This is a genomic window from Paenibacillus sp. FSL H3-0310, assembly GCF_038002785.1.
Lineage (GTDB): Bacteria > Bacillota > Bacilli > Paenibacillales > Paenibacillaceae > Paenibacillus_AQ > Paenibacillus_AQ odorifer.
Window position 1 is genome coordinate 4,285,301 of sequence record NZ_JBBODC010000001.1, and the last position, 21,470, is coordinate 4,306,770.

Below are 21,470 nucleotides of genomic sequence, written 5' to 3' on the forward strand. Positions count from 1 at the left end.
TTGCCCGTCTCTATTAGAATAATATTGTCATACTTGAAAAGAAACCAAAGAGTGCTTAAGATCGGCTGCCAAGCCCTCCAGCTTTTCCGATAGGGCAACCAATTCCTCACTAACCGTGAATTGCTGAGATGACATAGAAGCTACCTCCTCCGTCGAAGCAGTGGTTTGCTGGACGATGGAGCTTACGCTGGCCATGGATTCACCGAGTTGACGCTGGAACTCAATCAGTTCGAGGACAGAAGCAGAAGATTCACTAATATGTCTCATGAAATGTTCCATTTCCTCTTTGACACTCGCGAATATCGTTGACGACTCTCTTACAGAAGAGATTTGTTCACGGAACTTAGGAGCGGCTTCATTGATATCCTTAACGGTGTTCTCGATATGTAGACCAATCTCTTCCGTGATCTTGGAGACCGATTGAATCGATTCATTCGACTGGTTAGCGAGCTGCCTGATTTCATCAGCAATCACTATGAACCCTCTACCTGCCGCACCTGCTCTAACTGCTTCTATGGTAGCATTTAGTGCCAAAATATTGGTCTGCTTATTCACAGCAATCATAGGGCTGAGTATACTGCGAATTAAATGAGTGCTTTCTCTGAGCTTAGTAGAATTATCTTGAATTCGATTGATCACCTCTACCGTAGACTCACTCTGCTCTACCAGCAGCTTCATCAGCTCTGTACCTTGATTGCTAACCTCAATGACCCGTTCTGCTGAATGGTCCATCACTGTATTTATTTCCGTCACTTCACTCATTTTGTTGCCGATAATCTCAACATTGTGATAACTGCGTTCGGCTTCAACAGCGAGGCTGGCTGACCCCGCTGCAATCTCACCGGTAGCGGTCGCAACCTCTCTGGCATGGAGGGAGATTGTACTTGATGCTTGTACTAATTGTTCCGAAGTAAGGAGGACCTCATCTGCCGAATTCCCGCTCTGCCTTGCAAGTAAGGAGATCTGCTCCATCATTTTGTTGAAGCTTTGACCCAAGCGGCCAATCTCATCTTTGCCCTTGAAATTGGTTCGTACCTGTAGGTTCCCACGCTCTCCTTCCTCCATCAAGATTGCCAGCTTACCCAGCGGGCGCCCTACCAATCGAACAAGAATATAACCAATTAGTAGTGCTATTAAGGCTGCCGCCAGCACCACAGAAAATGTGATATATAAAAGCTTGTCCGCAGACTTAGTAAAATCACTGACAGGAGCATACCCCATAAGCATCCACTTGGCAGTCGCCAGGGGCTGGTATACAACAAGCTGAGAACTTCCGTTCTCATCCTCCGCTGTAAATGAATGATTTTGCTCTTTCCCTTGTTCTTCTGAAACTTTTATGTAAGAGGGTTGACCCAGCTTGGCATGATCCGCACCATACACAATGCTGCCATCCGCACTCAAGATACGAATTTCACCGGTCATCCCAATCTGAAGGTTAGACAGCATTTCAGTCATGGCCTTCCCTTTCACTTCGATTAGCATGTAATACTCCGCTTCGGGATGTAAAAGATTACGCAGCAATCTCCCCATAGTTAAGGATGGCTCAGTATAAGCATCAAAAAAGCCTTTCTCACGAACGGGAAACCAGACTGGCTCTCCTTTAGCTGCGGCAATTTGCTCTAATCTTGCGGAAATGCCTTCATCACTACGAATCCCACTTATACCAGCAGACTTATAAGATTCTGAGTCTACCAAGCTCTTGGATACCAGCCTGACGCCATACATCCGCTCATCAGACCCTTTTACCAAGTCCAGCTTTCTGCGAATCCGATCTTCAGCCCCCGCTTTGGCCACAGTTGTAAGCTCGCCACTATTTATTTTTTCTAAATCACCCTTTAACACAGAGTCGAGTGCAAACTGCCTTGATAGTGCCTCATACTCTGACAGCACAAAATCCAGCTTGTCCGCTGCCTGAACTACAGATTGTGTGGAGGCTGCAGCAACCTCATTCGTAATGATATTTTTAGCGGCAAAATAGGAAGTCAATCCTAGCACGGAGGATAAGAGAACTATAGAACTAAATAAAATAACGAACAGTTTAACTCCAACAGATTTAAAATATAGAGTCCAGGACTTTTTCATTAAGTTCACTCCCCATGACGAAATAAGGGTACAGCCCTCCATTTCTGTATAAAGGCTGTACCCTGATCATTTATTAGCATGAAGCGAGCGAATGGGTTTACCCCTTACTAGCTCCTGCTGTCAAGCCATCTACTAGCAGACGTTGCAAGAATACAAACAAAATCATAATTGGAATGGAGATCAAAACCGCACCCGCAGAGAACAAGGTAAAGTTAGTGTTTTGATTGGTGTTAACCATATCCCACATCCCCACTGCGACTGTCCAGTTCTCCTTAGTCCGCAGAATGAGTCTCGCAAAAATGAAGTCCACCCATGGTCCAACAAATTGAGTCAGCGCCATATATGTGATCATAGGACGTGACAAAGGTAAGATGATTCGCATAAATATTCCGAAATTGCTCGCCCCGTCAATACGAGCGGCCTCATCCAAGGAACGAGGAATCGTATCGAGGAACCCTTTGGCGATAAAGGTTCCCCCCAGCGGCGCCCCAGCCGCATAAACGATAATTAACGCAATATGTGTATCCAGCAAATTAAACTCTTTAAGCAGCATATAAATAGCGATCATACTCATAAAACCAGGGAACATACCAAGAATCAATACGGTGGATAACGCTGTTTTACGCGCTTTAAACCGGAATCTGGATACGGCATAACTGGTTAACAAAGTAAGAACTACCCCGATAAGCATCGAGAACACAGCTATTTTCAAGGTATTGGCATACCAAGTCCCAAACATATAGCTGGGTGATGTGAACAATTCTCTGTAATGTGATAAAGTGAATTGCTCGGGAATAAACGTTTTGCTGTACAATGATTTACCAGGTCGGAAAGAAGCTAAAAGAATCCAAAGGGCAGGATAGAGTGCAGCTATCGACAAAGCAATCAAGATAATATAACTACCTGCTAAGCGAATAATGTTCGCGACTTTTCTGCTCATTGGATCATATCCTCCTCTTTAAATGACTTTGTCCGGCGGTAATTGTACAGGGAGAATGAAGCGACAATGATAAAGATAATAATCCCTATTGCCGAAGCCATGTTGTTTTTATTCTGATCTAGCGTTAATTTGTATAACCAGGTTACTAGCAAGTCCGTAGAACCGGCATATTGATAGTCACCATTTACCGGACTACCACCAGTTAATAGGAAGATCGCGTTAAAGTTGTTGATGTTACCTGCAAACTGCGTGATCAAGGTTGGTGCTGTAGAGAACAATACCATCGGCAACGTTACGATACGGAACTTCTGATAACCCGAGGCTCCATCCACCTCAGCAGCTTCATACATATCCCGTGGGATAGTAGTCAGAACGCCCATGATAAGCAGCATAGAAACAGGAATACCTACCCACATATTAACGATAATTACGGTAACCTTAGCCCAGAATGGGTCAGTCAGCCACGGTAATCCATCCAATCCAAAATACCCCATGTATTGATTGATAGGCCCGAATTGACCGTTAAATAAGTTGCGCATGAGCAGAAGCGAGATTAACTGTGGCACCGCGTAAGGCACAATCAGAATTACCCTCCACATTCCTTTGAAGCGAATGCCCTTCTGACTCACCAGCAAAGCGACCAACAGTCCTCCGAAGTATGTAGTAATGGTTGAAAGAACTGCCCATATAATTGTCCATGTTAATACACCATAAAAAGTGTGGCTCCATGTTTTAAGGACCAATAAATTACGAAAGGTCTGAAATCCAACCCAGTCCACCAATTTGGCGGGTGGAAGATGATCAGGTGCGGAATAGTTCGTAAAGGCCAACAGGATCATGAAGATAATTGGCATAATCGTAAAGAATAGAACACCAATGCCCGGCAAGACTAGAAACGCTTGAGCAAACTTGTAATCCAGGATATAACGAACACTTTGTTTAAAAGTGTTTGCCTGAAGACCGTTATCACGTTTTTCTCCAATCTTGTAAGCATCTCTGATATTCAAATACCAGGCGATAATCAATAGAATAAGAATAAGGATGGTGATCAAGCTTTGGATCATGATATAAATCGAGTGATCACCGGTAACCATCTTGGCGATCCCCTTCACTTTAACCAGACGACTCGGATTCTCTCCTAGTGTTACGATGCCCCATAAAGAGTTGGCAAGGTTCTCAATAAAATAAAAAACGGCTACAGCTTCTACGGCTAAATATAATATTCCTTTAACGAATTGGCGGTTATATATTTGTCCCAATCCCATAAAAATCGTCGACAGTATTGCGGCCCTCGTGCGATGTCGTTGCATTTCGCTTCCGTTCTCCTCTCCGAGTGAAAATAAGAAGCTGCCAGCCGCTAAACATGCGGCGGGCAGCTTGATTCACTGTATGCTGTTAAGACAGTGAATTATGATCCTTATTGGGATGCACTGTTATTCAAATCTTTGATTTGTTGTACAGCTTTGTCCATTGCTGCTTTTGGATCCCCATTTTTATCCCAAATTTCTGGAAGGGCAGCATTTACTGGGCTCCATACGTTACCCATTTCAGGAATAGAAGGCATCGGTTGGGAGTTCTTAGCTTGTTCTGCAAAAACAGAGACATATGGATCGCTAGAGATCTGTGGATCAAGAAGCGCCTCGTTGTTTGTAGGAACCGAACCAATCGTTTTGTTCAGTAACAGCTGAGCGTCTTTGCTTGAAGCAAAATTCGCATACAATTTAGCAGCATTCGGATATTGAGTAAACGAGTTAACTGCGAAAATTTTAATACCAGAGAATGTAATTGCTGTTTTGCCATTCACTGTAGGGATTGGAGCAATACCAAGGTTGTCACCAAGAGCTTCTTTGTATCCTCCAAGCTCCCATGGACCTGTGATATCCATAGCTACATCACCAGAGTTGAACAAGCTGCGTTTGATATCACTGTTGATATCACCACTCTTAATTGGCAATGCTTCCTTCAGTTTCACAAATTCTTTAAGTCCTGCAATTGCACCATCGTTAGCAAGACCGATATCATCTTTATCCGTACCATCCTTACCGAAGAGGTATCCGCCATCGGAAGCGATAAACATGTAGTTGAAGTACAAGTTTCCTACTTCCCACATAATCCCATATCTATTTTTCGATTTATCCGTGAATGTTTTGCTGAATGCAAGAACATCATCAAATGATTTAGGTGCTTCTTTAACAAGCGATTTATTGTAGAACAATGCATAAGTTTCTGCTGCTCTTGGGTAACCATACAATTCGCCTTCGTACGAAGATCCGATAATCGAAGCTTCAGTATTGTTAGCTTTTGTTTCTTCACCGAAGACATCGTTAGGAAGAACCAAGCTCGCGCTTGCCGCTTTACCTAAGTTATCGTGAGGGATAAGAATAACGTCTGCCGCTAATCCTGAAGGACCATCTTGAGTAAGTTTAGTTACTTGATCTGGTGGTGCCAATTCTTCAACCTTGACTGGAACGTTATATTTTGCTGTGAACTGTTTAGCAATCTCATCTGCAAAAGGTCTTTCTTCTTTACTTTCCCATACAACTAGAGTTGCGCCATCTTCAGGTACAATTTCATTTGTTGCTGCTGCATCTGTGCTCTCTGGCGCTGCAGTCTCTGTAGTAGCATTATTAGTTGCTTTTGCTGCGTTGTTGCCCCCGTTATTCGTACTGTTGTTGTTCGAACCGCATGCTGTAACGGACAGAGCCATTGAGAAAGCTGCGGTGATAACCATCATTTTTTTCAATTTCATTACTTTAACCCCTCCCAATTTTTAAAAACGTAAGATGGAAAATAGTAGTGCTGCAATCTGCGCAAACGATTTCAGAAAGGCTAAAAAAAAAGTTCTTCTTTTAGCTTGCTCCTTCTGTATCTGCATTTCACAGGTAAGAAAGCGCTTCATTCATGAGTACATCATACAACAGTAACGATTGTTTTTAAAAACGTTTGCATATACTGTATTGGGTCATTTTCCATTATTTGATATACATTATAGGCATATATCTCCATTTTTCACATGATATCTTTTAATTAGTCGATAATTCATGTGTTTATTATTGGAATATCTATTTTATTTGCCCCTAATATGCCACATTTTCTCTATTTCAAGAGATTTCTCATAAATTGCCCTACACAATGCTCGTTTACTTTAGTGAAATTTAGTGCAATGGTTTGAACAAGAGTATTGAAAGCCCTTTTATTCCATGCTATAATCCAAAACGTTAAGAGGCTGTCCAGCATGAAGCACAACATCCCTTGTCTGCCTCCTGTTCTATATAATTAAAAGGCAATGTTACTTATCAAAGGTACAACCTCGGGCAAGCTACTTCGCGGTGGTTGTGCCTCTTTGTTATGTGCTACTCTGCTACTGATTTAGTGCATGTTGCATAAAAAACTGTGCAACCAATAACAATAGCGACATTCTACATTCCACGCGCTCTGTGGAGTATCGTCCGGGAATAGTTTATGCTTTCGAGAAAGTAGCGCTAACAAAACTTAGCCTATGCTTTCGATGCGGTTTTGCCGAAGTATCCGAGGAAGTAGCGCTAACAAAACTTTAGGAGGATTTATCATGTTACTGGAAGCAGTGTATCATCGTCCGCGGTTAAATTGGTCTTATGCCTATAATGAAAGTACGATTCACCTGCGTCTACGCGCTAAAAAAGGGGATTTAACCGAAGTATTCGCCTTTGCTGGAGATAAATATGCTTGGGATACCACAAAAGAGCTAATTCCCATGACCCTCTTCACCTCCGATGCTATGTTTGACTATTGGGAATGTGCTTCAGTACCTCTCTACCGCCGCTTGAAATACGGTTTCTTACTTCAAAAAGATAACGAACGAATTTGGATGACCGAAAGTGACTTTCAAACGGTGCGGCCGGAAAACCCAAACAAGCTGTTCGAATTCCCTTTCATTAACCGCGTTGACGTATTCGCTCCGCCTGCCTGGGTAAAGGACGCTGTTTTTTATCAGATCTTCCCAGAACGCTTTGCAAATGGTGACCCGAGCCTTGATCCGGAAAATGTTCAGCCATGGGGCTCCGAACCAACACCAACCAATTTTTTTGGCGGCGACCTGCAAGGGGTTATTGATCATTTAGATCATCTTAACGAGCTTGGGATCACTGCTATTTATTTCACACCTATCTTTGATGCAACTACTAATCACAAATACGATACAGAAGACTATATGAAAGTCGATCCGCATTTTGGAGATATTGAGACTTTAAAAAAGCTCGTCGATAGCTGCCATAAACGTGGGATTCGTGTCCTGCTAGATGCCGTATTCAATCATTCTGGCAAAACCTTTGCTCCTTTTGTAGATGTTCAAGAAAAAGGAGAGGCTTCCGCCTTTAAAGATTGGTTCCATATTCGCAAGTTTCCGCTTCAGATTGAAAACGGTGTCCCTACTTATGACACCTTTGCTTTTGAACCGCTAATGCCAAAGCTAAACACAGAACACCCTGAAGTTAAACAATACTTACTGAAAGTCGCAGAATACTGGATCAAAGAAGTCGGGATCGATGGCTGGCGTCTGGACGTTGCCAATGAAGTGGATCATGATTTCTGGCGGGAATTCCGCAAGGTGGTTAAACGTGCTAATCCTGAGGCTTACATATTGGGGGAAATCTGGCATGAATCTGCACCTTGGCTGGAAGGCGATAAATTTGATGCCGTTATGAACTATCCTTTCACTGACGCCGTCCTTGACTTCTTTGTGAATGGCACTCTTGATGCTGAAGGATTCGCCAATTCCATTGGTAAACAGTTATCACGCTACCCGCTGCAGGCTAGTGAAGTTGCTTTTAATCTGCTGGACAGCCACGATACTCCACGACTGCTTACGCTGGCTGCTGGAGACAAAAACAAGATGCGATTAGCGGCACTGTTCCAATTCACCTTTATGGGCACTCCCTGCATCTATTACGGTGACGAGATCGGCATGGACGGTGAAGGTGACCCTGGTTGCCGCAAATGCATGGAGTGGAACCCTGAAAAGCAGGATCGAGAGCTCTTCGAGTTCTATCGTCAGCTTACTAAAATACGCAACGACCACCCTGCTCTCCGCACAGGTACATTTACCTTCCTGGAGGCAGGACAACAAGGCAGCAAACTAGCCTATGAGCGCCGGCTGGATCTGCAGACGATTGTGGTACTAATCAACAGTGAAGAGACCGCTCAGACCTTCCGTATTGACGTAGACGAGCGGGATTGGGAGAACTTGTTTACAGGCGAAACAATGCGCACAGAACGCAGCAAGCTGATCGTGAAAATGCCAGCCTATGGATTCGCTATCCTAAAGGCAATCATCTAAAAGATTTCTTTTCTTCCCACTGCCCAGCCATACAGCATAACAAAACAGGGTATCTCGCAAGCGATAATCGCTTCGGGATACCCTGTTTTCTTTTGGAGCATACTAAAATGCTAACCGCTGCTCAAACTAAGGGGTGCCAGAATTCAGCACACCTTAGTTTAGCCTACTTACTCAGCAGCGTATAAATAACCTGTGCGCTTTCTGCGCGGGTCATCCATGCTTTTGGAGCGAATCGATTGTTCTCTCGGCCTTGCAGGAGTCCTAAGTCTGCTGCAGTCTTCACATAGGCTTCCGCCCACTTGCTAATACTTGAAGCGTCAGTAAATGCCGTAGAGGCTGCTAAAGGTTCAAGCTTCTTACCAGACTTCATTTCAAGTGCGCGGATCGCCATAACAGCCATTTCCTCACGGGTAATTGATGCATTTGGCGCAAAAATATTATTACTCCGTCCACTAACAATACCCAGCTTAGTAGCTGTGGCTACATATGAGGCATACCATGCATCTGACCTGATGTCAGTAAACAGGACCTGCCCTTCCGCTTTTAAGCCAAGTGCACGTACTAGTAGTGCTGTAAATTCCGCACGGCTAACATTACTTTTCGGATCAAACTCAGAGGTAGTGACCCCTGACACAATTTGTTTGGCGGCAAGTGATTGAATCGCCTTAAATGCCCAATAGGTTGCAGGAACATCTTTGAACGACTTATCGATTTCAAGCACAGCATACTTACTGAAATGTGTGACTTGTGCCGTGATCACCTCTCCATTCAGCTGTCCTCCCACGTACTCTAACCCGCCATTATCACTTAAATAATAGATTCCGATTAAGTCCTTGTTGAATTGCCCTTTAATCTTGAATGAGATCGTAATCGGCTCATCGAACTGCTTAATTACAATCCGAGTACCGTCTTTCATCAGCACGCTAAGTCTGAATTCAAATACATCGGAAAGAGAGCTAACATGAGCACTGTCTTTGTTTAAACCGTCTACTATGGCTTTCGCAGCAGACTGCGCCAGTGGGTTCAGTTCAAGCAAGATTTGGGCACCTACCCCATCAATACTTGAAGCTAAACTTGGCATTGTACTTAAAAGCTGGCTAGGGATAGTAACTAACAGATCTCCCATTTTAAACACAAGATCATTAGTTCCTAGTATTTGTGCAGCTTGTAAAGGTAAGCGTACCGCTGTCTTACCGGCAACAACATCAATTTGCACCTTGCCGTCTTTACCATTCTTCAAGCTATCCTCATTCACAACCTGAGTATCCGCTGGCGGTGTAGGGCTAGGGTTAACAACAACTCCAGAGGTTGGTGCCGCTGTGGCTTCTGGCGTTGGTGTCACCTCAGGCGACGGTGTTACTTCTGGTGTCGGCGTTGGCGTTGGTGTCGGTGTCGGCGTCGGCGTTGGTGTTGGTGTCGGCGTTGGTGTCGGTATAACATCCGATACTTCCGCCAAAATAACCGTGCCTCCATCATCTATGCCTGGCAGATCAATATTTACCTTTTGATCTTCGGAAACCATGTATGTTTTACCGCTGTATTCATCGGTTACCGATGAATTGGCAGCAAACGGTACTGGAATCGTTACAGAATTCTCACTAGTTTTAGTATTGATTACCGTCACTACGTTCTCATCTTCATAAGATTTGTTGAAAGCTAAATAACCTGAATCATCTGAACCTGCGAGCTTCGTGCGCGCACCTTTGGAATACACTTTGGAGTACTTCGCACGGATATTCAACAGCTTTTGATAATGGTCATGTAGTGGCTTCTCTGCCGTCAATTGATCCCAAGGCATATCCTTACGGTTCTCACTGAATTGACCTTCAGACATATTTCCAGCATTGCTTCCGGAATTCCCCAGTTCTTCTCCGTAGTATATTACCGGCTGTCCTTTGGCGGTAATTTGCAGAGCTGCAGCAATCTTCAGCTTGCCTTTATCGCCTCCCACATAATCAGACAAGAAACCATTCTCATCGTGACTGCTCAGGAATTGAGCCATCATCTTCGTATTATCGATCTTTAATTCACGTTCCTGCAGATAAGCATCCACACTGTTTACCTTACCATTTGCAAAATCTCTGGCTGCATCTTTAAATCCAAAATCAAGCAGACCATCCATCTGGCTAGTTTCGAGCATTCCACCATTGTTATCAATGGTTCCACCGAAGTATTCGCCGGTCATTTTGAAGTTTGGATCAATCGCTGTCAGTGCATTTTTAAAGGCTTTCCAAGTCGTATCGTCCACGTGCTTGACTGTATCCACACGGAAATAATCAATCGTGTCTCCACGTTCCGTACGTGCGTTGTCTAACCAGCCTGTTTGCCAAGCGATAATTTTTTCACGAACGGCTGGATCTTCCGTCTTGAAATCTGGCAGGAAAGCAAGCTCACCCTTAATTGGATCTGTATCTGCGGATACACCATCCGTGCGCAGCATCCCTTCGAAACGTGCTTTATCCTCAGCTGTAATTGTCGGATAGGTATCCTCAGCTTTCAGACCGTAACCCGTATGATTGAGTACAACGTCAACCATGATCTTGATCCCTTTGTCATGCGCCTTTTCGATTAGCTCCTTGAAGGTTGCCATATCGCCAAGATGCTCGTCGAGCTTGGTAAAATCTTTTGCCCAATACCCATGGTATCCATATTGTTCGCTGCCAAAGTCAACGCCTTTGTTAAAATCAATATTATCTACGATTGGCGTGATCCATAACGTGTTAATTCCTAGCTCTTGCAAATAATCGAGATTGTCGATCATCCCCCGGAAATCTCCACCATGATAAGCTTCCAGATGATCTTTATTTACATTCTCATTATTCGTTGGGTCACCGTCTTTAAACCGGTCTGTAAGCGCGAAATAAATCCGGGCCTCATCCCAATCAAAATCCAGCTTATCCCCTGTATAGGTTCTTGCTTTTACCTCAAGTGTAGCCTTTTCCTTATGTGCATTGCCGTATTGGTCTACGAGCGTAATCGGAATATCCTTGATGCCCGCTGACACCGTGTCTTTCACAGCAACCGTTTGTTTCAAGAGTTCCGTATCCAGCTTAACTTTGCTAGGTCCTCCAAGATTGGTTAAATCCATATATGCTTCAGAGTAAGTTACTTCTTCCGAAGAGGAAGCGTTGATGCTTACAACAGCATTCTGATTGGATGTGACTGCCTCTGGACTTACGGATGCCGTAATCGTAACGACAGGTTGATGATAATCAATAACAGATTCATCATTCACCGTATTCTTTGGATCTGTAATTTCGGTAGTGACGCCGTCTTTAGTAATCAAGAAAGTATATTTATACATACCTTCTTTTAAATCAGCCAGTGTATAAGTGAACCACTCGTTAGCCGGATCATAGATCATTGGATACGAAGTGCCGTTCACTTTTACTTTAGCAGCTGTTATTGCGTCCATATTTCCATTACGGAACAAAGCGTCGTCGCGGTATCTGAAAGTAATCGTTCCATCTTTTAAAATAGGGCCGCTAATACTTGGTTTGATATCAAGCTCTTTAACCATACTGGTTACATACACCTTAGTGAACGGTTCACCAGGGGTCAACGGTATGACACGATCGTCCGGATAGTCTTGTTTTCCCGTGTTCCAATCCGTACCTTTGCGCAGGACAAATCCAACGCTTGTTGCATTCTCCGCAACCTCAATCAGAACGCTCGCTGTGCCATTCTTAAAGGTTGTGAAATCAATCTGGTCATTTTTAGCTCCAGTGTTCCAAACCCAGATATTCCAATCCTTATAGTCCTTATCGCTACGGGTATAAGTGAATTGAACATATCGTTTGTCAGTAACTTTAACGGTGACGGTTGTGGAAACACCCTCATAAGAGATAGTAAGGGTTGCCGTTCCTAGCCCAACCGCTTTGACTAGACCTTTATCAGTTACTGTAGCCACTTCAGGTTTATTGGAAAGGTAAGTAGCCTTCTTAGTAACATTACTTCTGCTATTGTCATCATATTTCGCAAAAACAGCGGTTTGATGCGTATTGCCTGCTGCCAGCGTGTAGCTTGCACTATCTGTTTCCAAAGAGGTAAGCGTAACTGGTGCAGCTTCCTTTTGAATAATCACAGCCGTCAAAGGCTCTAATGTAATTGAATTTGCTGTCAAAATAAAACCTGTCTGCTGCGCAGCCGGTATCGCTGTAACACCAGCTTCATCGTTGTCCACAAGCACTTGACCACCCGTCAAATCCTCAGATAAGGTCAGCTTTCTAGTTGTGCTGTCACCATTCATGAAGACATAATAGATGCCAGTACCATCTGTTGCTTTGTTGGAATAACCGATGACAAGATCGTTATCCTTCATTTCTGGAGCAGGGATCAGGTTAATGTTAGAGTCAACCAAATCCTTATCGCCCAATCGGAAGGCATCCGTTGATTTTCTCAGCTCCATCAGACCCGACGTATATTTTCTTGTCGTGTTCTGTACCGGGAACTTAGATTCATCCGTTGCTTTGGTCCAATCAAACATGTTAACTGCATCCGATGAATCGTAAGAATCATGAATGAAATAGCCAAACGATTGGTTGTTATTGTCGAACATCTCTGTGAATTTATCCTCAGGATCCGTTGTGCCCTTCCACTGCTTAGTCCGCCCATATTCCTGACCGGCATGGATAAAGGCTGTACCTTGAGAAGTTAATACGAGCATATTTCCTAATCTGATCCGCTGCTGAATTTCAAGCTCATTCTCAGCAATATCCGGATCCTTCTTGATCGATTGTGCTATGACATCATGAAGTGTCAGATTATCATGAGCTTCGATGTATGGGACGATATCACCCGGATCATCTGCTGGTGTATTCGAAGGTTGAGCTTTAATATTGTCCAGGATTGTAGCGATCGGACGTGCTCCACCGGTAATAAATCTAGGCTGACCTTCGGAACCATAACCAGACTTCAATTCATTACGGAATTCATCGGAGAAAACACCGACACTATCCGTTTTGTCCATCCAATCCTGATCTGCACCTTGCCCAGCGAGAGAAGGATCAGCCGCAGCGCCGCCGAATGTTCTCCAGCCTTCACCAATAAAGAGTGCCTTCGGATTCACTGCTGCCGCGGCATCATAAGCATGCTGAACAGCATCAGCTGTCGCATCGCCCATCATATCCCAGCGCATTCCATCAATCTTATACTCTTCAAACCAGTATTTTACCGAATCAACCATCAGCTTCTCAGCCATTTTATGGTTGGTGGCTAAATTGTTGCCGAACCCCCCGATAAAGTTGCCGTTTGCATCTTGGAAGGCATAATAATTAGGTACGATGTCGTTTAAAAATTCTTTTTTAGCCATGTGAGTATACACTACGTCCAGAACGACACCCATTCCAGCTTCATGCACGGCATCAATCAAACCTTTTAATTCTTTAATCCGCTCTTCTGGATCGGCAGGATTCTGTGAATAAGCCCCGTCCGGAGAGAAATAGCTGTGAGGATCATACCCCCAGTTGTATTCATTGTTTTTTGCGGAATACTCTGGCTCTCTAGTCCCCATCTTCGTCTCATCCCCGTAATACCAAGCCATCACAGGAAGCAACTGAACATGCGTTACACCAAGAGATTTAATATAATCAAGTTTCTTTTCAAAAGCGCTATAAGAACCCCATCTTTCCCCACTCAGACTATCCTCGATCGATACATCTGATGTAAAATCTCTCACGTGGACTTCGTAGATGATGGCGTCCTCACGTTTTTCGTAGCCTTTTATATCAGCATACCCAAAGGTATCAGGGTTCGTCTGGCTTAAATCAACGATAGCCGCTTTGCCCACTGTATCCCCGCCGGCACCAGCAGCACCTGTGGTATCAACAGTGAATACCGCCATTGATTTAGCATAAGGATCAAGGACCTTATGGGTTACACCGTCATTCGTTACTTCGTATTGATAAAAGAAGCCCCTTACATCTGTTGCCGCTGTGCCTATCAAATCAGCTGGCTTCAGCTGGACTGACCAAACCCCTTGCTCGCCGAGTGTTAAAGCAACACTACCCACTTGCACGTTAGAGTCATTCTTATCGTAAAGATTTACAACGACTCCGCTTGCTTTAGGTGCCCATAATTTCAATGTGGCTGTTTTGTCAGCATTATACGTAGCTCCAAGATCGTCTCCTGTATAATTGTACATTTCATCAAGCATTCTCCAGCCACTTGCGGCGGAGACTGTTTTACCTGAATAAGTAACGCTAAGCGGAACTTTTTCCAAATCAAAAGCTTCTGTATCCACTTCGATTGAAGTTTTGCTTGTAAGGGTTACCGCAGTAATCGGGACTGCAGCACCCTCTTTATCCTTAACTGTAATTGCTGTCTTTAAGGCAGCTGGATCCAAACCGTCAGTCAGTGTGAAGCCGAGAAGGATTTTGCTCGTCGACAACACCTCTGCGGATACTAAGCCAATTGGTGTCTCTCCAAACGGAGAAACATAAACATTGTTGTCTCCTTCTTTAACCCATAGCTGATTGTATCGATCCAGCAGGCTAAAGGTTTTATTGTCACCGTCCTTATCACCGTTCGAAGGTTTCATCACAATAAAGCCGATTTTCTTCGCGTTCTCAATAAGTGGAACATCAACATATGCACCATAACGATCTGTTTGATCTGCCACAAAAGGAGTAGCTCCAGACGGCCAATTTTCGGATTGGGCTACGACGTCATCCCACAGCCACAGTCCGTATTGATCATGATTTGTATCAGCTCTCATATAGTGAATTCGCACTGTATTAGGAGCAAGTGCAACTGGTTCATACGGTGTTACATCATTTGAGCCTTGCTTGATCCAAATTTCATTCGTCTCAGGCGTGTTAATGGCAAAGAGTTTATCGCCTTCATCCTTAGCCTGAGTGACTCGGTTTACCACAAGGAACGAAATTTTCTTGGCTCCATCCTTCACTGGCACGTCAACATAAGCACCATAAGAATCAATTTGCCCTTCAGGAAATGGAGTTGCCCCTGTTGGCCAATTTGCGGAAGGGGATTGAACATCATCCCATGTCCATAATCCCTGATTTTCATAGTCACCAGCTGTCCGAGTGTAGTGAATACGGATGTGTCCAGCCGGAACAGGGGTAACCTCAACAGGTTCAGAAGGAATTTTATATTCTGCTGTCACACTGCCATCCAGTGGATTAAATTTAAAGGTAACCGGCAGATCTGAAGGAAGACTCAGATTATTAGCAGTTTCGGGATACAATTGATCCCCGGCTTCACCGTCTCCTGGAACAGAAACTTGGTAGGTGTAATCTCCCTTAGGAAGGGTAGCCACCGTACTGTAAACATCATCAAAATCAGGATCAGATAATGTGGTAAGTGCTTCTGCCGGCAGGTTTCCTGTCAATCTTGGTAGTTTAGCGGAAGCAATCGGTGTGTAATACGTGGAATCGGCTATTTTATGAGTTAAGTCATTATAATAAAAGGTCACGGCAGTCTCTGTTTCTAGCTTGATATGAATATTCTCCCCATCATTGCTCCCCTGAGGATTGGTGTAACTTGTGAATCCATAGTTCTCATCCCATAAATCATTTAGAGTAACCTTGTAGTTATATTCTCCTGCCGGCAGTGTGCCTGTAAAAGAATATAGGCCATTATCTGAATAGGTCATTTGGGTAACTACCGATGTCTCATCCCAATCCTTACCCGGCGCTTCCGCACCTGTCGATGTAAATTTAGACTGCAGATCCCCAACCAATACAACCTTCGTCGTTGCTGCTGTAACATTAACAGGATGTAGTCCAAGACCAGAGAACACGAGAGCAATGATCATAAAGATCGCAAATGCCCTCTTCCCCCATAAAGTTATTTTCATTTTTGCAAAACCTCCCATAATTATGAATTCCCTTTTTGCAAGCGGATACATGATTTCACAAACCCCACCAATTTATGAGATTATAAATCATGCGAATTCCTTCTGAAGGTGAAGAAGGTCTATATGTAGGGCTCGTCAAGCCAATTCAACGCTGTCACCATCCTTCTATCAAAGTAAAAGCTTGATACATCATGTCGAAATTAGTGCAATCGTTTGCAAAAAGCTATGCACAAACACTAGTCCATAAAACCCGATCGTTAGTGCAACTGATTACAACCTAAAAATACCCAATGAAAACGCTTGCTGTATTTTGATTTACATACTAATGCCGAATTTACGGTATTGTCAACCAGTATTTTCTAAAATAAAAGCTCAATTTAAAGCCGCAATAAAAACGAAACTTGTTCTTCCCTTCCTTTCAGCTAAGTTCTTGCATCCTTTAAGCCATACGTTTGCATTCAGCGAATGCTCTTTTCACAAAATTCAGACCGCATTTATACATTTTAAGATCAAAATTCCCGAATCATTCATACTTTTTTGGTGAAAAGCAACAATATTACATTGAAATTTCTTGTGTTCCTTCCAAAAGTAGCAATTTCCTCCTTTTGAATGACTTTATCTATTTACAATTTAGAACTCTTAGATTAATATTACTGTGTAAAGCAAACGGTTCCATAAGGAGGTTTCAATGACAGTTACCATTAAGGATGTGGCCAAGAAAGCGGGAGTATCTCCCTCCACGGTATCCCGGGTATTGTCCAACCATCCCAGAATCAGCCTGGAAACTTCCCGCAAAGTTAAAGCTATTATGGAGGATATGGGCTATACCCCTAACATGATGGCTAAGAGCTTGGTGTCGAAAACTACTAACAGCATCTGCTTCAGTCTTCCTAAACCTGCTGAAGAGCTGTTCTCTAATCTATTTTTTATGGAATTAATTCGCGGGATCGTTACACAAGCCAGCCGTTCCGGTTATGATGTGCTGATAAGCTCCGGAGCGAACGAGAAAGAAGAACTGGAAGCCGTTTCACGACTTCTGAAGGGTCGCCGTGTTGACGGCGTTATTCTGCTTTACTCTCGTACGGATGATGCCGTTATTGATTTTCTAGAGAGCAACGATTATCCATTCGTGCTTGTTGGCCGGAGTGATAAATATGAGAATATTTTATCAGTCGATAATGATAATGTGATGGCAGCATACGATGCTACGAACCACCTCATTTCCATGGGGCATAAACGTATTGGCTTCGTAAGTGGACCACCTAATCTAATCGTTTCTCGTGACCGTCTCGCCGGATATCGTAAAGCATTGCAGAATAGCGGTTTAGAAATGCGGGATGAATGGATTGTAGAGGGTGAATTTCTACAGGATAGCGGCTATAGAGCGATGTCCTTTTTCATGAATTTGCCGAATCGACCCACTGCGCTGGTAGCGGTGGATGACATGGTATCGTTCGGAATTTTGCGCGGGTTGAATGAACTGAAATACAAGGTTCCAGACGATCTCGCCATTGTAAGCTTTAACAATATTCCATTATCTGAATTATCTAGTCCTCCGATCAGCAGTATTGATATAGGAATTTATCATCTTGGCTACACCGCATCACAAGTACTTATCCAAAATATCAAGAGTCCGGATAACGGTTCAGGTCATACCAACCGATTTGTCATTCCCCATCGTCTGATCGTGAGAGAGTCATCCATGCACTCTCAGGCAAAGCATAAAACCGAATGAATAAGTGAAGCGTTTAATCGCTTCATTTATTTTTTGAAAATCTGTACAAACGTTTGCGCTAAATCATACAATACTTAATGATCCAGTTCTTTATGGGTGATTTCTAGGATCTTAGGTTAGGATAAACTTACACATCTTAATCAAAGTTTAAACGGTTTAATAAGATTCTAATACGGCATCCGCTGGATCACGACGCTGTCAAAACTTTTAGGAGGTACTACAATGTCGGAAATTAAAGCCTGCTTGTTCGACTTGGACGGAGTAATCGTCGATACAGCCAAATACCATTATATCGCTTGGAAAGAGCTTGCAGATGGACTGGGGTTTCTTTTCACAGAACAAGATAACGAACGCCTTAAGGGAGTCAGCAGAACGGCTTCACTAAATATTTTGCTGGAAATCGGTGGACTAACGATTGCTGAAGAAGAGAAAGCTAAGCTTGCGGAACAGAAAAATAATCGTTATGTCGAATATATTGCGAAAATGGACAGTTCTGAGATTCTGCCAGGTGCGCTTGATTTCCTAAAAGAGTGCCGTACGAATGGCATCAAAGTCGCTCTCGGTTCTGCCAGTAAAAACGCTATGACGATCTTGAATAATACCGGATTAACCCCTTACTTTGATGCAATCATCGATGGAACTCATACTAGTGCTGCTAAACCAGATCCGGAAGTGTTCCTGTTAGGAGCCAAAGCACTGGATGCCGCACCTGAACATTGTGTAGTCTTCGAAGATGCAGAAGCGGGAATTGAGGCCGCTACCCGGGCCGGTATGTTCAGTGTTGGCATTGGTTCGCCGGAAACCCTCAGTGCCGCGAATATTGTGGTTCCATCGCTCGCTCATATGAGTGTGTCCATGCTCAAAGAATCTTTTGCATAAATATAGTGAACATAATGAACTCAAATAGTACTGATTTGAGTTGTTATGGACATTCCTACCTGAGATTAAATGAACTAATAATTAATCGTTAACTTTCTGGTGATGAAGTGACGGAGAGGAATTTTGGAACTGTAGAAGCATAGCGTTCGCCTTTATAATCAGATTTCATCCGCAAAATGTGGTTTAAATATAGAAATCTGATTATAACAGCGATCGAAAGTCCAAAGATTCATCGCAGTCACTTTTATATCACCGGAAGTTTAACAAAAGATTTGTTCATTTTATATATCCCCCTAACATATTTAAAGGAGCGGTTATCGTGAAACAATATTTAACAATTGATGAATGGTCCATTATTGAGGAATCCTTTGATCCACAGACGCAAGAAATTTCTGAAAGCGTATTTAGTCTTGGTAACGGATTTATGGGTGGCCGGGCCAATTTCGAAGAGCAATATAGCGGCAACAGCCTGCAAGGCAGCTACATGGCGGGCGTCTACTACCCTGACAAAACACGTGTTGGCTGGTGGAAAAACGGCTATCCTGAATATTTTGCCAAAGTACTTAACAGCACGAACTGGATCGGTATTAACATTGATATCGAGGGTATCCCCCTTGATCTGGCAAAGTGCACCGTTTCCGAATTCCGCCGTGTACTTAATATGAAAGAAGGAACGCTCTCCCGTAGCTTCACTGCCACTCTCGAAGATGGTAAGGAAGTTAAAGTAGAAAGTATCCGGTTCGTAAGCATGACTCGTCAAGAAATCGGCGCGATTCGCTATTCCATCATTCCTGTCAATTTCTCAGGCAAGATTACGATTACTCCTTATCTTGATGGTGATGTGAAGAACAAGGATTCCAACTATGACGAGAAATTCTGGAATGAAGTTGAGAAACAAGCAGGACCTGATCATGGACATCTCACTCTAAAGACTAAGAAACTCGACTTCCATGTCACCTCTGCTATGTCTTTTGATATCCTTGTCAATGGTGAGAAGGTAACTGCCGAAGCAGAAGCGATCGAACAAGAGAAATATGTAGCCAGCAAACTGGACGTAACCGCACAAGCAGGCAATCAAATCGTCATTTATAAATATGTAGCCAATGTTACTTCTCGGAATCACGGTCTGGGACAATTGGTCGACGCCGCCCAAACTGCTCTGCAAGCTGCTAAGGAAGCCGGATTTGTAACTCTTTTGACCGAACAAATTGAAGCTTGGAGAGAAAAATGGAAAGAAAGCGACATCATCATTGAAGGTGACGTTTCGGCTCAGCAAGCGATTCGCTTTAATATTTTCCAACTCAATCAAACCTATAATGGTGAAGATGACCGCCTGAACATTGGCCCGAAAGGCTTTACCGGTGAAAAATACGGCGGCAGCACTTACTGGGATACAGAGGCGTATTGCGTTCCCTTCTATCTCAGTACGGCGGACTCCTCCATTGCCCGCAATTTGTTGATCTACCGTTACAAGCACTTAGAGAAAGCTAAAGAAAATGCCCGTAAGCTTGGATTCAAAAAAGGTGCGCTATACCCAATGGTTACGATGAACGGTGAAGAATGCCACAACGAGTGGGAAATTACATTTGAAGAAATTCACCGGAATGGTGCCATTGCCTACGCTATTTACAACTATGTGAACTACACCGGAGACAAAGCCTATCTGGGACAATATGGCCTTGAGGTTCTCGTGGAAATCTCCCGCTTCTGGGAAGAACGTGTTCACTATGCATCACGCAAAGACAAATACGTAATGCTCGGCGTAACGGGCCCGAATGAATATGAGAATAACGTTAATAATAACTGGTATACGAACCGTATGGCTTCGTGGACTATGGAATATACCATGGAAGCACTGGCATACTTGCAAGAAAATGAGCCTACTCGTTATGCTGAGCTAGTTGACAAACTAGGGCTGCAAGAGAGCGAAACTACAAAATGGAAAGACATCATTGCTAAGATGTATTATCCTGCGGATGAAGAGCTGGGTATCTTCTTACAACAAGATGGCTTCCTGGACAAAGAGATCATTCAAGTCAAAGATCTGGAACGTGAGCATCTGCCACTCAACCAAAAATGGTCATGGGACCGTATCCTGCGTTCTTGCTTCATTAAACAAGCAGACGTTCTGCAGGGATTATATTTCCTGGGTGACCGTTACGATCTCGATACCAAAAAACGTAACTTCGACTTTTATGAACCGATCACTGTTCATGAGTCCTCCCTTTCCCCTTGTATCCACTCCATTCTAGCCAGTGAGCTGGGATATAAGGATAAGGCCTATGAAATGTACTTGCGTACTTCAAGACTGGATCTTGATAACTATAACAATGATACAGAAGACGGCTTGCACAGCACTAGCATGGCTGGTACTTGGATGTCAATCGTACATGGTTTCGGCGGACTCCGCGTGCATGACGGCAGACTGACACTGAGCCCATCTAACCCAGGTCACTGGACCGCTTACTCTTTTAAAATCATGTTCCGCGGCTCCCGTCTGAAAGTAAGTGTTACGGATGCACAAGTTACTGTTACGAATGAAACTGATATCCCTGCTTCTATTACTATCTACGACAAAGAATATACCGTAAACGGACTAAGCAGCATCACTGCTGATAGCAATTCCGTTACAGTATAAAACTTACACCCAAGAGACCCTTGAAGCTTAATGCTTTTGGGGTCTCTTTATTTTTTAGGAAGATAA

General features: G+C 43.5%; 9 protein-coding genes. 4 read left to right on the top strand and 5 right to left on the bottom strand.

Annotated features, from left to right (window positions below; genetic code table 11):
- Positions 1-27 precede the first annotated feature (27 nt).
- The 4 genes from MHH63_RS19490 to MHH63_RS19505 all read right to left on the bottom strand — a co-directional run bounded on the left by MHH63_RS19490 (position 28) and on the right by MHH63_RS19505 (position 5,771).
- Positions 28-2,082: a methyl-accepting chemotaxis protein gene (locus MHH63_RS19490; RefSeq protein WP_341144048.1), complete on the bottom strand. Its 2,055-nt coding sequence runs from the start codon at positions 2,080-2,082 to the stop codon at positions 28-30.
- Between the two features lie 97 nt (positions 2,083-2,179).
- On the bottom strand, positions 2,180-3,022 hold the full coding sequence (locus MHH63_RS19495) for a sugar ABC transporter permease (RefSeq protein ID WP_036684372.1): 843 nt from the start codon (positions 3,020-3,022) through the stop codon (positions 2,180-2,182).
- A complete protein-coding gene (locus MHH63_RS19500) occupies positions 3,019-4,332 on the bottom strand; it encodes a sugar ABC transporter permease (protein WP_036684375.1) in 1,314 nt (437 codons plus the stop codon). The genes MHH63_RS19495 and MHH63_RS19500 overlap by 4 nt, the downstream gene beginning before the upstream one ends.
- A gap of 107 nt (positions 4,333-4,439) precedes the next feature.
- Complete coding sequence (locus tag MHH63_RS19505) at positions 4,440-5,771, bottom strand: sugar ABC transporter substrate-binding protein (protein ID WP_340395265.1); 1,332 nt, start codon at positions 5,769-5,771, stop codon at positions 4,440-4,442.
- An 819-nt stretch (positions 5,772-6,590) separates the two neighbouring features.
- Between MHH63_RS19505 and MHH63_RS19510 the strand changes: the two genes are divergently transcribed.
- Positions 6,591-8,336, top strand: coding sequence for an alpha-glycosidase (locus MHH63_RS19510; protein WP_341171978.1), 1,746 nt, complete (start codon positions 6,591-6,593; stop codon positions 8,334-8,336).
- 163 nt (positions 8,337-8,499) lie between these two features.
- On the opposite strand, the gene MHH63_RS19515 is transcribed toward MHH63_RS19510, so the two are convergent.
- A complete protein-coding gene (locus MHH63_RS19515; RefSeq protein WP_341171979.1) occupies positions 8,500-16,152 on the bottom strand; it encodes a pullulanase in 7,653 nt (2,550 codons plus the stop codon).
- 688 nt (positions 16,153-16,840) lie between these two features.
- Between MHH63_RS19515 and MHH63_RS19520 the strand changes: the two genes are divergently transcribed.
- From MHH63_RS19520 to MHH63_RS19530, 3 genes are all read left to right on the top strand, one after another.
- Positions 16,841-17,887, top strand: a complete 1,047-nt coding sequence (locus MHH63_RS19520) for a LacI family DNA-binding transcriptional regulator (RefSeq protein WP_076195090.1) — start codon at positions 16,841-16,843, stop codon at positions 17,885-17,887.
- A 222-nt stretch (positions 17,888-18,109) separates the two neighbouring features.
- Entirely contained in the window at positions 18,110-18,766 is a 657-nt protein-coding gene (pgmB, locus tag MHH63_RS19525) for a beta-phosphoglucomutase (protein WP_076279393.1), read from the top strand.
- Between the two features lie 319 nt (positions 18,767-19,085).
- Entirely contained in the window at positions 19,086-21,404 is a 2,319-nt protein-coding gene (locus MHH63_RS19530; protein ID WP_076303875.1) for a glycoside hydrolase family 65 protein, read from the top strand.
- Positions 21,405-21,470: the final 66 nt, after the last annotated feature.